At 36.9% G+C, this 13742-nt stretch carries 11 protein-coding genes; 3 read left to right on the plus strand and 8 right to left on the minus strand.

What is annotated here, in order from left to right:
• Positions 1-73 precede the first annotated feature (73 nt).
• Both ACFING_RS02130 and glyS read left to right on the plus strand, forming a co-directional pair.
• The gene (locus ACFING_RS02130; protein ID WP_375621090.1) at positions 74-1015 is read left to right on the plus strand and encodes a glycine--tRNA ligase subunit alpha; all 942 of its coding nucleotides are present in this window, start codon (positions 74-76) and stop codon (positions 1013-1015) included.
• Positions 1015-3237 (plus strand): glycine--tRNA ligase subunit beta, encoded by a 2223-nt coding sequence (gene glyS, locus ACFING_RS02135; RefSeq protein ID WP_375621091.1) that lies wholly within the window; start codon positions 1015-1017, stop codon positions 3235-3237. The genes ACFING_RS02130 and glyS overlap by 1 nt, the downstream gene beginning before the upstream one ends.
• 124 nt (positions 3238-3361) lie before the next feature.
• Here the strand turns inward: glyS and ACFING_RS02140 are convergent, their stop codons facing one another.
• From ACFING_RS02140 to ACFING_RS02175, 8 genes are all read right to left on the minus strand, one after another.
• Positions 3362-3856, minus strand: a complete 495-nt coding sequence (locus tag ACFING_RS02140; protein WP_375629554.1) for a F0F1 ATP synthase subunit B — start codon at positions 3854-3856, stop codon at positions 3362-3364.
• A gap of 11 nt (positions 3857-3867) precedes the next feature.
• Positions 3868-4434, minus strand: a complete 567-nt coding sequence (locus tag ACFING_RS02145; RefSeq protein ID WP_375621093.1) for a F0F1 ATP synthase subunit B — start codon at positions 4432-4434, stop codon at positions 3868-3870.
• A 142-nt stretch (positions 4435-4576) separates the two neighbouring features.
• On the minus strand, positions 4577-4807 hold the full coding sequence (locus tag ACFING_RS02150) for a F0F1 ATP synthase subunit C (protein WP_005773968.1): 231 nt from the start codon (positions 4805-4807) through the stop codon (positions 4577-4579).
• 54 nt (positions 4808-4861) lie between these two features.
• Complete coding sequence (locus tag ACFING_RS02155; protein WP_375606478.1) at positions 4862-5620, minus strand: F0F1 ATP synthase subunit A; 759 nt, start codon at positions 5618-5620, stop codon at positions 4862-4864.
• Positions 5621-5627: 7 nt separating this feature from the next.
• On the minus strand, positions 5628-6062 hold the full coding sequence (locus tag ACFING_RS02160) for an AtpZ/AtpI family protein (RefSeq protein ID WP_375621145.1): 435 nt from the start codon (positions 6060-6062) through the stop codon (positions 5628-5630).
• Between the two features lie 1040 nt (positions 6063-7102).
• Entirely contained in the window at positions 7103-8527 is a 1425-nt protein-coding gene (der, locus tag ACFING_RS02165) for a ribosome biogenesis GTPase Der (protein WP_375629557.1), read from the minus strand.
• A 4-nt stretch (positions 8528-8531) separates the two neighbouring features.
• Positions 8532-9203 carry a tetratricopeptide repeat protein gene (locus ACFING_RS02170; protein WP_375629560.1) on the minus strand — a complete coding sequence of 224 codons (672 nt, stop codon included), beginning with the start codon at positions 9201-9203 and terminating at the stop codon, positions 8532-8534.
• A 574-nt stretch (positions 9204-9777) separates the two neighbouring features.
• Positions 9778-11550 (minus strand): SLC13 family permease, encoded by a 1773-nt coding sequence (locus tag ACFING_RS02175; RefSeq protein ID WP_375621096.1) that lies wholly within the window; start codon positions 11548-11550, stop codon positions 9778-9780.
• Between the two features lie 354 nt (positions 11551-11904).
• Here ACFING_RS02175 and ACFING_RS02180 point away from each other — a divergent pair, with 354 nt between their 5' ends.
• A complete protein-coding gene (locus ACFING_RS02180) occupies positions 11905-13611 on the plus strand; it encodes a hypothetical protein (protein ID WP_375621097.1) in 1707 nt (568 codons plus the stop codon).
• Positions 13612-13742 lie beyond the last annotated feature (131 nt).

The following is a 13742-nucleotide window of genomic DNA, read 5'->3' on the forward strand; positions in this document are numbered from 1 at the left end:
CCACATGAAATAATAAATAGAGAAACTAAAATTACTTTGTTTTTTGTTTAGTTCAATATAAAGAGTATAAAGCGTGAAACTGCCTGAACATCTTAACCCCAAACGTTCTTTTCAGGGACTAATCTTAACTTTGCAAAATTATTGGGCACACTATGGGTGTGCAATTTTGCAACCTTACGATATGGAAGTCGGAGCTGGGACTTTTCATCCAGCAACAACATTACGCTCTCTAGGACCACGCCCTTGGAAAGTTGCTTATGTCCAACCCTCTCGACGTCCAACAGATGGCCGATATGGTAAGAATCCAAATCGTTTACAACACTATTATCAATTCCAAGTGCTTCTCAAACCCTCTCCGCTCAATCTACAAGAACTTTATATAAAGTCGCTACAAGCTATCGGGCTTGATACAAAACTGCATGATATTCGCTTTGTTGAAGATGATTGGGAAAGTCCCACTCTTGGTGCTTGGGGGCTTGGATGGGAATGTTGGTGCGATGGAATGGAAGTCTCTCAATTTACTTATTTTCAACAAGTGTGCGGCATTGAATGCACTCCTGTTTCAGGGGAACTCACATACGGTCTTGAGCGTCTAGCGATGTATATCCAAGGGGTTGATAACGTCTATGACCTTAACTTTAATGGTTTGGAGGGAGAAAACAAAATAAGTTATAGAGATATTTTTTTACAAGCAGAACAGGAATACTCATATTATAACTTCGAATTTGCTGATACAAAACTGCTCCATCAGCACTTTATCGATGCAGAACGCGAATGCAGCGCACTTCTTGATGCTGGAAAACCAAATAAAGAAAATGTATTCCATCGCTGTGTTTTTCCTGCCTATGATCAATGTATTAAAGCGAGCCATATCTTTAATCTTTTGCAAGCACGTGGCGTTATTTCTGTAACCGAACGACAAAATTACATTCTTCGCGTTCGTAATCTTGCGCGCCGTTGTGGGGAAGCCTTCTTACTCACAGAAGCTGGACAAATATATACTGGAGAAGCCTAATGTCTGATCTTCTTCTTGAACTTTTCAGTGAAGAAATCCCCGCACGTATGCAACGAAAAGCTGCTGCTGATCTTAAGAAATCTGTTACAGATCAACTTGTGAATGCTGGATTGATCTATGAAGCTGCTCGTGAATATTGGACACCTCGTCGGCTAACATTGGACATACGCGGACTTTCCACACGCTCCAAAGATGTCCATGAAGAACGCAAAGGTCCCAGTATAAAATCACCACAGCATGTAATTGATGGTTTTCTACGTGCAACAGGATTAAATGATGTTTCTGAAGCGCATATTGGACATGATGATAAAAAAGGTCATTTTTATATTGCTAAAATTGTTAAAAAAGGTCGAGCTGCAGAAGAAATTATTGCCGATATTTTACCGGATATTATCCGCAACTTTCCGTGGCCGAAATCTATGCGTTGGGGAAAAGATTCAGCACAAAGTGGTACTTTGAAGTGGATTAGACCTTTACAAAACATTCTTTGCATCTTCGGACCAGAAATTGGTGAAACACATGTTATTCCGTTTACAATTGGTTCTCTTAAAAGCAATAATTTAACTTATGGTCATCGTTTCTTAAGTGATGGAGAGCCATTTCAAGTGCGCCGCTTTGATGACTATGTTACTCAACTTGAAACCCATAAAGTCATTCTGGATGCCGAAAGACGAAAGAATATTATTTTAGCTGATGCCCAAAATCTCTGCTTTGCAAACGGTTTAGAACTGGTTCAAGATAATCCCCTCCTAGAAGAAGTTGCTGGTCTTGTTGAATGGCCTGTTATCCTGATGGGTGATTTTGACAAATCATTCCTTGATATTCCTCCAGAAATTATTCGTTTGACCATTAGAGCCAATCAAAAATGTTTTGTCACCCGTAAACAAGGAGAAAAAGTAAAACTTTCTCATCATTTTATTCTCGTTTCTAATATTCTTGCAAATGATGAAGGCAAAGAAATTTCGAAAGGAAATAGTAAGGTTGTCCGTGCCCGTCTTTCTGATGCACTTCATTTTTGGCAAACCGATCAGCGTGATTTGCCTGATCTTCAACAATTGGAATCTTCTATAAAAAAATTTCAACTTGATATAAAAAAACCTCTCGATCAAAGAATGGCGCGACTTGATCATTTGAATGTAACTTTTCATGCTAAATTAGGTACACAAGGAGCAAGGGTAGAACGCATTGCTGCACTCGCACAAGAAATTGCCCCTTTGATACAAACAGATCCTCTTTTAGCAAAACGTGCAGCCATCCTTGCAAAAGCTGATTTGCAAACAGAAATTGTCGGAGAATTTCCTGAACTACAAGGTGTTATGGGGCAAAAATACGCCCTTCTTCAAGGGGAAGATCCTCGCGTAGCTGTAGCAATCGAAGACCATTATAGACCTCAAGGACCAACAGATCGTCTTCCACAAGAACCACTTGCTATAACCGTTATGCTCTCCGACAAAATTGACATGCTCGTTGGCTTTTGGCTCATTAATGAAAAACCAACGGGCTCAAAAGATCCCTATGCGTTAAGACGAGCAGCATTGGGAATTATTAGGCTTGTACTTTCGCGAGATTGGAAAATCAATCTTATGCCGCTGTTCCAGTTAGCAACGAATCTTTTCTTACAACAAAAAAATAAATATGAAATCTCTCAAAGAGAAAATTCACAATTGCAGAATCTGATTCCAGAAAAAACAGAATATATTTTATCAGATCTGTTATTCTTTTTTCATGACCGTCTGAAAATCTATCTAAAAGAGGAAGGCGCTCGTTACGATGCCCTTGAAGCCGTTTTAAATAAAGATTCTGATGATTTTTTATTGGTTGCACGTCGTGTCGAATCCCTTATCGCTTTTATCAACACCCATGATGGAATGAACTTTGTAGCCTCTGTAAAACGTACTGCCAATATTCTTGAAAATGAATTTCAAAAAAGCACAACAATAGCGAATGTAATTAATCCTGAGCTCTTTGTCGAGAAAGAAGAAAAGCAGCTCTATCATGCAATCTGTGAAGTAGAAAGAAAGGTTCTTGCTCCCATCAATGCAACAAATTTATCATTTGCACTCAGTGTGCTAGCGCCACTTGGAAAATTGATTGATATATTTTTTGAAAAAGTATTGGTGAATGATAAAAAACCTGATGTTCGTGCTAACCGTCTTGCTCTTCTCAAACGCACTCACATTGTTACACAATCGGTTGCAGACTTCTCAAAACTTGTCATTTAAAATCAAAATACCCTATTAACTGATAAAAATAATGAAGATAGTTTTTTCTTTTTTATGACTTTTATTAATTAATATTGAGAAAATTATGCAACCAAAGAGACTGTTCTTTATCTCTCAAATATCATTAATTAAGATATGTTTTCATTTTGATAAATGATTCTTTCTCAAGAGACTCTTTGATAAGTTCATCTGCCTTATTAGAATCTATTTCCCTTGCAATAAGGGTACGTGCTGTAGAAATTGCCAAATCAATCGCTGATGAAGAAACCATGCGTATTGCATCCGCTTCTGCTTGGGCAATTTTTTGTTCTGCCAATTTATTGCGGTTTTTTACATATTCTTCTGCTTTTGCACGGGCCTCAGCAATAACAGATTCAACTTCATGCTTTGCTGCTGCAATAATTTCTTGCGCATCTTTTTCTGCTTCTGCATGTTTGCGTTGATATTCAGCCAATATTTCCTGTGCCTCTTCACGAAAACGCAGAGCCTCATCCAGTTCATCTTTGATACGTTTCGCACGCGCATCAAGATGGCGTATAACCCTCTGTGGAATTTGGAAATAGACTAAAAGAGCCAAAAAAAGAACTAACCCAACAAATGCCCAAAAAGTATCAGTCATCTTTGTCTTCCTCAATAATCCGCAGTTTTAACAACTGAACGAACAGCCTCTTTGCTGATATCAACGTCAATCAATTTTTTCACAATTTCAAGAGCTACTTCTTCAGCGATAGAACCAACATTTTGCATCGCTTTATCCCGAATTTTTGTTATCTGTTTTTCAGCATCTGCGAGTTTTTTCTCTAGACTCTCTTCAATTTCTTTCCGTTTAAGCTCTGCCTTTTCTTTTAATTCTTCACTAGCTACCTGCGCTATAGCCTGCGCGTTCAAACGCGCTTCTGCTAATTTCCGCTCATAAGTTCCAACAACAATGTCTGCTTCTTGCTTCATGCGCATTGCCTGATCTAAATCAGATGCGATTCGATCTCGCCGTGTTTCAATAACACCGCCAATACGTGGTACAATTACACGGGAGATAAAAAGATAAAAAAGTCCGAAAGAAATTGCCAACCAGAAAAAATGCGAACCAAAATGCACAAAATCAAAAGGCGGAAACACACGATTTGCATGCTCTGCCACCTTTTTAATATGTTCTATCGACGTTTCAGTGTTCTGTGCATAAGCGCTTGAAACAAACATCTTCTTTCATCCTTTAAATAGCTTATTAAAGCACTCTATAACCGATGATAACTGACAAACACCTTTCTGGCATCTCTCTTGTTAAGAGCTAAAAGGGTAAATCTTTCCTCATGAAAGAACAGACATACCCTTTTGATGATGATTAAACCCCAAAAAGAAGTAATAAAGCAATGAGCAATGAAAAAATTCCCAAAGCTTCTGTTACAGCAAAACCAAAGACGAGACGTCCAAACTGACTATCTGCTGCTGATGGATTTCGTAATGCACCAGAAAGATAGCTACCAAAAATATTACCAAGTCCTAAAGCTGTTCCAGCCATACCAAAGCAAGCAAGACCAGCGCCAATATATTTTGCTGCAAGCACCATTTCCATGTTATTCTCCTTTAAAGCGAAATTGCATTATTCGACGGAAAACCGCCAGTTCTATTAATGTCCTGGATGAATTGCATCATTAAGATACATACAAGTTAAAACCGTAAAGACGTAAGCCTGAAGAAATGCGACCAAAAACTCAAGAGCAGTAATTGCTACAGTCATAATAAGCGGTAAAATCGAACCACCCACACCTACGAGTCCTACCCCAATCATTGAAACAACAAATCCAGAAAACACTTTAAGCGTAATATGACCAGCAAGCATATTCGCAAAAAGACGAAGAGAAAGACTAATTGGACGGGAGAGAAAAGAAATAACCTCAATCATTGTCACCAGAGGTAAAACCACAACAGGAACTCCACTGGGAACGAACAATTTCAAAAAACTGACCCCATGCTTATAAAAGCCATAACCAATCACCGTCAAAATTACCACCATTGCTAACGAAAACGTGATCATGATTTGAGACGTAACCGTATAAAAATAAGGAAAGAGACCAATAAAGTTAGCAACCAAAATAAAAGTAAACAGAGAAAAAACTAAAGGAAAAAACTGCATTCCCTGCACACCAGATGATTCCCGCAGAGTCGATGCTACAAATTCATATGCCATTTCCGAAAGAGACTGCATCCGTGTTGGAACCAATCCACGACTCGATGATGAAATAAAGAGAAAAATAGAAGTTACAACAACCGTGAGGACTGTAAACAATGATACATTTGTAAACGATAAATCCATATTTCCTATGGAAATCTTAATCAGCCTTAAAACCTCAAACTGATGAATAGGATCTGGAGCGTGCGCTGTCACTTCAACCTCATTTATCGGACCTCTCATTGGCCCCTTTATTTTGTTTATCTTGGCGCAATACGCCTTTTTTTCCTAATTGACTGGAGGAAACATACCCCACAGACCGAAGAATACTCAATACACCAGCAGCAAATCCAAAGAAGAGAAAAAATACCAATCCCCAAGGCCATGAACCTGCTAACTTATCAAACCCCACCCCCAAAACAATACCAACTATAATACTTGCCAGAAACTCACTGGAAAGCTTAATTGCACCTGCCATCCTTCCTTGTGATTTTTCCCGCTTATTCCTATGCTCCCGCTTCTTTAATGCTTGCTTGCGCACTAAAGCTACGCTTAAGTTCCTACTACGACATTCCAAATCCTCTGAATGAAGACACTCTCCTTGCTTTTCCTCTTCAGCCTCCTTACGGCTCATAACGGGTTTCTCGCCCATCGCCATCATTGGCTCCTTAATTAAAAAGCAACATAAGAATACATTTCATAAAACCGTGTGCATCATATTGTTCCCGAATTTATTCGTCAAGATACTAAAAGAAATCTATCACAAGTTATCGTATAAATTTTATTGCAGAAATAACGTATTTTTCAATTTACATGCTTTCTTAAAAAGATATTCCAAGCACCTAAACCGATTTCACGACAGCACCCGTGAATGTATAACGAAAAGTTCACGTGAATAATATAAAACTCATAGAACAACCATTTTTACGCTTAACAAAAGGTGTAAACTAATACCATCTTATTTTCCGACTCCCAATGTTATATCAGTCCTAGTTTTGAAAGAGAACATAGAAAGCTAAAAACAGTATGAGAGCGTTAATTTTCCCCTTTCATTCGAATAAACTTGCACTTTTTAGTTTATGGAAATGATAATAATCAATGGTTTCTATATGATCCTATTCGCAAAGTATTTTACATCCGCCATTACAGACCACATCACGAAATGAGCTTGAGGGTATTAAGAGAAGGTCCTTTAAATACAAAATATTAATAAATCCAAAATTTCAAATAGATTAAGCCAATAAAACACAATAAAATTTAAACACGATTACCATACTACTTTATACAATTTTAATCCACTTTTATGAATTTCGTTCTTTACAATTGAATATCCGTAGATTCAGCAAATATTTTTGCTTTTTATTCAGACAAACTATCGTAAGCAAAAGCGCTTATTCATAAGCTTTATTTTTATGAAACGATAATCTCATGCTGTTTTCAAACAAGCATCATAATTATATTCCCCTACCCTCATATTGCATCTATTCTTGCACTTAAATAACCCATTAAGAGGATTATGTACTCTTTCTTAAATACTCCCTATCACACTCTTCTCATGCCATGCAAATAAATGATTATCAATAAAATTAAAACTTTAGCAAATAAAATTTTAATTTTATGAAAAGAAAGATCATTGAAAAAACTTATTTTTAAGATTCTTAAGTATAGATTTCATTCACTTAAAAAATTAAAGAGTTATCATTTCTTCTTAGAACGTGTCGCAAAAGGATTATCAGAGGCTCGTAATGATATGCGAATGGGTATACCAGACATATCAAATGTTTCACGTAACCCATTGACAAGGTAACGCAAATACGACTGAGGCATACTTTTGGGGCGCGAGCAAGAAATCATAAATCCAGGAGGACGTGTCTTAACCTGTGTGATGTATTTAACCTTAAGTCGACGTCCAGAAACCGCAGGAGGTGGATGATGTGCCACAACAGTTCCAAGCCATTGGTTCAATTTAGCCGTCGAAATGCGACGATTCCATACACGGTGCATCATCATGATATTTTCCATCAGTTTATCAATCCCTTGACCATATTGTCCTGATAAAGGAACAGCTCTCAAACCACGAACTTGAGGAAGAAATCGCGCACATTTTTCATGCAAATCAATCAATGTGGTCTGACTGTTTTCAATAAGGTCCCACTTATTGAAAGCAATAACTGGAACACGCCCTTCACGAATCACAAGATCAGCAATTTGTAAATCCTGCTTTTCAAAAGGTATCGTTGCATCAAAAACAATGACCACCACTTCTGCAAAACGAATAGCACGCAAAGTATCCGCAACAGATAGTTTTTCTAATTTTTCTTGAATTCTCGACTTTCGACGTAAACCTGCAGTATCAAAAAGTTTAATATGACGACCACGCCATTCCCAATCTACAGAAATAGAATCACGCGTGAGTCCTGCTTCTGGTCCTGTTAACAATCGCTCTTGTTTCAACATACTATTGATAAGAGTGGATTTTCCTGTATTGGGACGCCCCGCAATTGCAATCCTAATGGGCTTACTTTCATCGTAAATAAGCTCCTCTTCGTCCAAATCCTTTACATCATCACCAACAGATGCAGGTTGTATCATTCTATCTTCTTCTTTGTTGTTGCCAAAAACATGCTCTGACCCAACAGCATCTATAATTGCATCACGCAGATCACTAAGTCCCAAACCATGTTCAGCCGATATTGGGCATGGCTCCCCCAAACCTAATGACCACGCCTCATACTCTCCTCCTGTTGCCGCTCTTGACTCAGACTTATTGGCAACAAGCACAATTGGCTTTCCTGATTTGCGAACCAATGAAGAAAAATTTAAATCACTTGGTGTTATTCCGCTCTTTGCATCAAATACAAATAAAATAAGATCCGCTTCATCAATTGCAACTTTTGTATGAGAACGCATACGCCCCTCAAGTGTATGATCACCTGCTTCTTCCAGCCCAGCCGTATCAATCACATCAAAACGTAGATCTTGAAGTTTTGCCGCATGAATACGCCGATCACGTGTTACACCAGGCTTATCATCAACCAAAGCCAATTTTTGCCCAACCAAACGATTAAATAGCGTTGACTTCCCAACATTGGGACGACCAACGATAGCAATGGTAAGGCTCATCGATTTATTCCTTATTTGTCTTGCCCTCAGCTTGTATAAGCTCAAGCATCATTCGAGCCCGATCTGTTATTTTTAAACCCAAAGAACCTTCTTCAGAAATTTTCTTAAAATAATAAACCGCCTCATCCATTTTATCCGCCTTATAAGCAGCTAAGCCTAAAGCTTCTCTTGCAGACATACGCATAGGATCGGTATCACTTGCCATATCTTTAATGCGCTTTTCAACATCAGCTAATGTCCCTGTATCAACCAGAATATAAGCCGCCCGAATTTTTGCAACTTTCTGCAAAATCTGCGGTGCTTTCTCATCCGCTGCAACAGAATCAAAGATCTCCACTGACTTAATAATATCACCTTTCTCCATGAGTAAAGAAGCCTCACGTAAACGAGCAAGAAAAGGATATCCCCCAAAATGAGAGGTTTTAACAGTTTCTAATTGCTTTATCGCTTTATCAAAATCACGTGTATCCACAAGATCAAGACTCTTTACAAATGCATCACCAATATAACTAGCTTTCTTTATTTGTGTATGATGATAAACTTGATAAGCAACTATCATGAATATAAAAAGAATAGCTGCTCCAATAATTGAAAAACCATACCGTCTCCAAAAAGCAAGCACCTTTTCCTGACGAAATTCTGCATTCACTTCAGCAATAAAACTATCATACGACATATATCATACCTTGAAAAAAGTTACTTCACCTGTGCTTTTACGCATAAATGGATAAAGATGGTAGCCCTAATTAACTAAAAATCTTTAAATTACTCGTTTATTTATTTTAAATCAACATGTAGCCAATTCAATCAGATTTTTGCAACAGTCTTAATCGAAAATGATGTAAGCACCCTGTTTGTTCACATTACAGCTTTTACATATTATGAAAAATTCACTGCCTTAATATTTATCATGATTGCCTATCATCTCAAGCGAACTTTCTCTCCATTATATAGAGGGATAATCTTTTAAAGTCTTCAACCGCAATCGTTGGTTGTATTGGATTATACAATTTATAATAGAAAAACCAATTCTTGAAAAAACTTGAATAAACAGTAAATTTCCATGAATATCTACTAAAACCAAATAGATAAATTTTTATCTGTATCCAAAATACCGAAGCGCCATGATTACAGTGTGGTATAATTCCAAATCTTCAGTTAAAGCTCTTTATATAAAGTATATCCCTTCAACTTATCTTCATACGATTAACAACCTTTTATAATTGATCCTTAAAGTTTCTAAAAATATCCTATTGTAAGGGCCAAACCCACATAAGCATTGGAACAGCAATAATAACGATCAACACCGCCAATGGAGCACCCAAACGTGGATAATCACTAAAACGATATCCTCCTGGCGCCATCACGAGCATATTACTTTGATGTCCAATAGGTGTAAGAAACTCACAGCCCGCACCAATTGCAACAGCCATCAAAAAAGCTTCAGGCTTATAATGAAGGGAATGAGCAAAACTTGACGCAATTGGTGCTACCATCATCACTGTTGCTGCATTATTCAAAAATGGCGTGACCAACATAGCTGTCACCAACATAAGCGCTAAAGCACCGGATGGCGGGAAAAATATTGCCAATTGGCTCAGCCATTGACCAATGAGATCAGTACATCCTGTTTTCTCTAACGCTTCACTCACTGGAATAAGAGCCGCTAATAGCACTAATATTGGGCCATCTAATGCCTGATACAGATCACGCGCGGGCAAAACACGAAAGATCACCATTGCAGCAGCAGCAGAAAAGAAAGAAAAAGCAACTGGAACAATATGAAAAGCTGTAAAAATAATTGCTATAAATAAAACAGCTAAAGAGATGAAACCATGTCGTAAATTTCCAAACACAATATTTCGTTTTGCTAGGGGCAAGCATTTCAATTCTCTTAATAAATTTGGAATAACTGCATCCTGTCCTTGCAAAACAATCACATCTCCAAGATGGAAAATAATATCATCAAGTCTTCCCCGCACCCTTTCATGTTGACGACTTAACGCAAGCAAATTTACATTATAGCGATCAAATAAAGAAAACTCTTTCGCACTAATACCGATAAGAGGTGAATTATGGGTAATGACTGCTTCAATAATATCAATATCACTGTCCTTATCACCTGCAACAATAGTTCGCCCCTTAGAAAACTCTAAACGAGCAGAGTTCATCACGCTATCTAACCCTGTATGTGATCCTTCCAGCAAAATAATATCATTTTCAGACAAAACAAAATCTGGTAATGGTGAAATAGATACTTTGTTTCTGATGATTTGAATCACCATAACATCACCACTTGATGGCTTAACCAAATCAACAATATTTTTTCCCACAATCGGTGAATTTATTGGAATATGTACTTCTGCAACATAATTACGAATATCAATGGCATCATCAAACGATACACCTGAACGCACACGCACAGGCAAAAGCCAATAAAAAAGAACCAAATATACAACACCAGCCGTCGCAACAACCGCACCAACTGGTGTAAAATCAAACATAGTAAAAGGTGTTCCTGCTAAACGTTCTTGCATCGCTGAAATAACAACATTGGGAGATGTTCCTATCTGTGTCATAAGCCCCCCCAACAAAGAACCAAAGGCCATGGGCATCAAAAAGACAGAAGGAGAAACCTGAGAACGACGTGCAAACTGAAAAGCTATCGGAAGCATAATCGCCAAAGCACCAATGTTTTTAACAAACATTGATAATACGACAACAGAAAGAACCAAAAAAGCTAATTGAAGACGCACCGATTTCACGTCTGGCCATATCCGTTGGATAATAAATTCCATTATACCAGAGCGAGATACAGCAGTACTGACAACAAACACACTCCCCACGATAATAACGATATCATTACTAAAACCGCTAAAAGCTTCCTTCGGACTGACAAGACCAAGGGCACAAGCTATTAATAAAGTACAAATAGCAACAAGATCATAACGAAATCGATCCCAAATAAAAACAACCATCATGAGACCAATGATCGAAAAAGCCATTATTTGATTTTCTGTCATAACACTTACCTCTCCCCATTAAATTATAATGAACAAGAACATATTTTTTATGTTTTAAATATTCCTATAAACAGCAGCAAGATAAAAGCAGACATCGAAATATTTTAGGATAATTTTAAAGTGATAAAAAATTATGATGCGCATAAACTTGCCTCTCCTTATTATGCGTGCTTTTCTATAAAGTGCTGAACCCAAAGAAAATTGATAAAAGTTGATAAAGCTATATTGTAAAAAAGATGAGAATAACTCTAATATAGAGAGTAGATAATTGTTGAAACTGGTACACGCTATATTTAAACCTTTGTCGTTGCTTAAAAGAATTTATCTTCACTCTCAATTCAAAGAGTGGTAAAAATGAAAGAAGAAAGAATGGTCAATCTTAATAGTGGGTATCAAAGTAACCTCAGATATTGGCTCACTTGCATTATTGGATTTGTTGCTATCTTGGCAATTATAATTGTTGGTGGATTTTATATTGCAAAACCCTATCTTGACAGTTTTGTAAGAAAAGAAATAGCCCGTCATTCCATAAAAGCCGAAACATCTGAAGTAAGCATTCTAGGTAAAATCAATTTGAAGAATGTGACATTACCTGTTCCAGCTGGTACATCACTTAAAATTGGTGCCATTTCTGCCCGTCCTCCTCTTTCCTTTATTCCCGGAACTTTTACATTTTATAATGTTGATTTAAAGCATAATAATATTCACGTGCAAATTCCCCAAATTTCTCTTCGGAATGTATCCTTAAAAGAAAAGGATAGAACGATAACATCACGTCTTTTACAATCAATGATGCGTATTGAGCTTTCCTCAATTATTGCTCCCAATATACAACTTTCTATAGAAAATAAAAATAACCGAACAGAAACGGTTGAAATCAAGAATTTCCAGCTTTCTGATTTTAGAAATAACCATATCCATTCAGTTAGTATCAAAAATATGGATCTTAAAACGGTCGTAGCAAATGGTGCCAAACAGATGCAACTTATGGCTAAAAGTGATACAATAAAAGCCCATGATATCGATATCAACTATGCCTACTCTATCATTTTTGGAAAAAACAATGCTCTCAATCAAGGTAAAACCGTTACTGGCCCCATTTCTTTGAATAATATAAGTGTCGATATTTTTGAAGAGGCAGAAAAAAACAGCTCTTTCTTCCTTGGACAGTTTAAAACATCTGGTTTAAAGATGAAACCGCTTGAACAAACTCCTGAAAAATTAATCAAAGCTTATCTTAATGCAAGAAAAGAGAATAATAAAATCGCTGAAAAAGTAGCACAAAATGGTCTTCTTCTAAACATACTGCTCGCCATTACCTCAGCGGATGCCAAAGTTGATAATATCACCGTTGATATACCGCAGTTGAAAGCAACGCTCGAATCATTCCAATTCAAACCAAGTTTGTGGAAACAGCCTATCCCTAAAAAGCTTTTTCTTTCTCTCAATAACCTTTCCGTTTTACCTAAAAAAATGAATGAAAAAGACTTAAATTTGCTTAAAAAAATCAATCTTGAGCGCTTTAATGTTTCAGGAAAAATTGATATTTCTTACGATGAAAAAAAACGTATGCTCTTTCTTGATACAATGTCTTTCAATATGAAAAACGTTGGATCTGGGAACATATCTGCTAAGGTTATTGATGTTGATGAAAAGCTTTTTTCTGGTCAGAAAAATATAATGATTGCTGCGTCTCAAGACCTTGGCATCAATGAAATTAATATACAATATACGGATGCAGGTTTCATTGATAAGCTTTTTTCTTATCTTGCGCAAAACCTTAATGACAGCCAACATGATCTAAAAAAGGAACTTTATGACGATTTCTATCTAATGATGACGCAGACCCCAAAAATTCTTATAAAAAATCATGACGAAGCAGAAAAAATTTCAAAATCCTTAGGAGAATTTGCTAAAAATTCACAAACATTGATCGTTAAAATTAAAGCAAACGATAATAAAGGTCTCGCAATAGTTGATCTCGAATCTGCTCTACAAAATGATCTATCCAAGGCTTTAAGCAAAGTACATCTCACTATTAAAAATGAAACATCACCTTAAACATTTTGTGCTTTAAACATGATGATCTTACCTATAAATTAAGAACTTTATTCCTCTTTTTTCTTTTATATGATACAGAAGGTATCACACAGAGTCATTTATACAGAGAATATAGAATCTAAAATTGTCGA

Origin of the sequence: Bartonella sp. AP150HLJHH (assembly GCF_042196385.1) — a bacterium.
Classification (GTDB): domain Bacteria; phylum Pseudomonadota; class Alphaproteobacteria; order Rhizobiales; family Rhizobiaceae; genus Bartonella.

Bases quoted from the DNA above. Each gene is read 5' to 3' on its own strand.
- ACFING_RS02175 (WP_375621096.1), bottom strand. From the start codon at position 11,550: ATGACAGAAAATCAAATAATGGCTTTTTCGATCATTGGTCTCATGATG.
- ACFING_RS02145 (WP_375621093.1), bottom strand. From the start codon at position 4,434: ATGTTTGTTTCAAGCGCTTATGCACAGAACACTGAAACGTCGATAGAA.
- der (WP_375629557.1), bottom strand. From the start codon at position 8,527: ATGAGCCTTACCATTGCTATCGTTGGTCGTCCCAATGTTGGGAAGTCA.
- glyS (WP_375621091.1), top strand. From the start codon at position 1,015: ATGTCTGATCTTCTTCTTGAACTTTTCAGTGAAGAAATCCCCGCACGT.
- ACFING_RS02180 (WP_375621097.1), top strand. From the start codon at position 11,905: ATGAAAGAAGAAAGAATGGTCAATCTTAATAGTGGGTATCAAAGTAAC.
- ACFING_RS02170 (WP_375629560.1), bottom strand. From the start codon at position 9,203: ATGTCGTATGATAGTTTTATTGCTGAAGTGAATGCAGAATTTCGTCAG.
- ACFING_RS02140 (WP_375629554.1), bottom strand. From the start codon at position 3,856: ATGACTGATACTTTTTGGGCATTTGTTGGGTTAGTTCTTTTTTTGGCT.
- ACFING_RS02160 (WP_375621145.1), bottom strand. From the start codon at position 6,062: ATGGCGATGGGCGAGAAACCCGTTATGAGCCGTAAGGAGGCTGAAGAG.
- ACFING_RS02150 (WP_005773968.1), bottom strand. From the start codon at position 4,807: ATGGAAATGGTGCTTGCAGCAAAATATATTGGCGCTGGTCTTGCTTGC.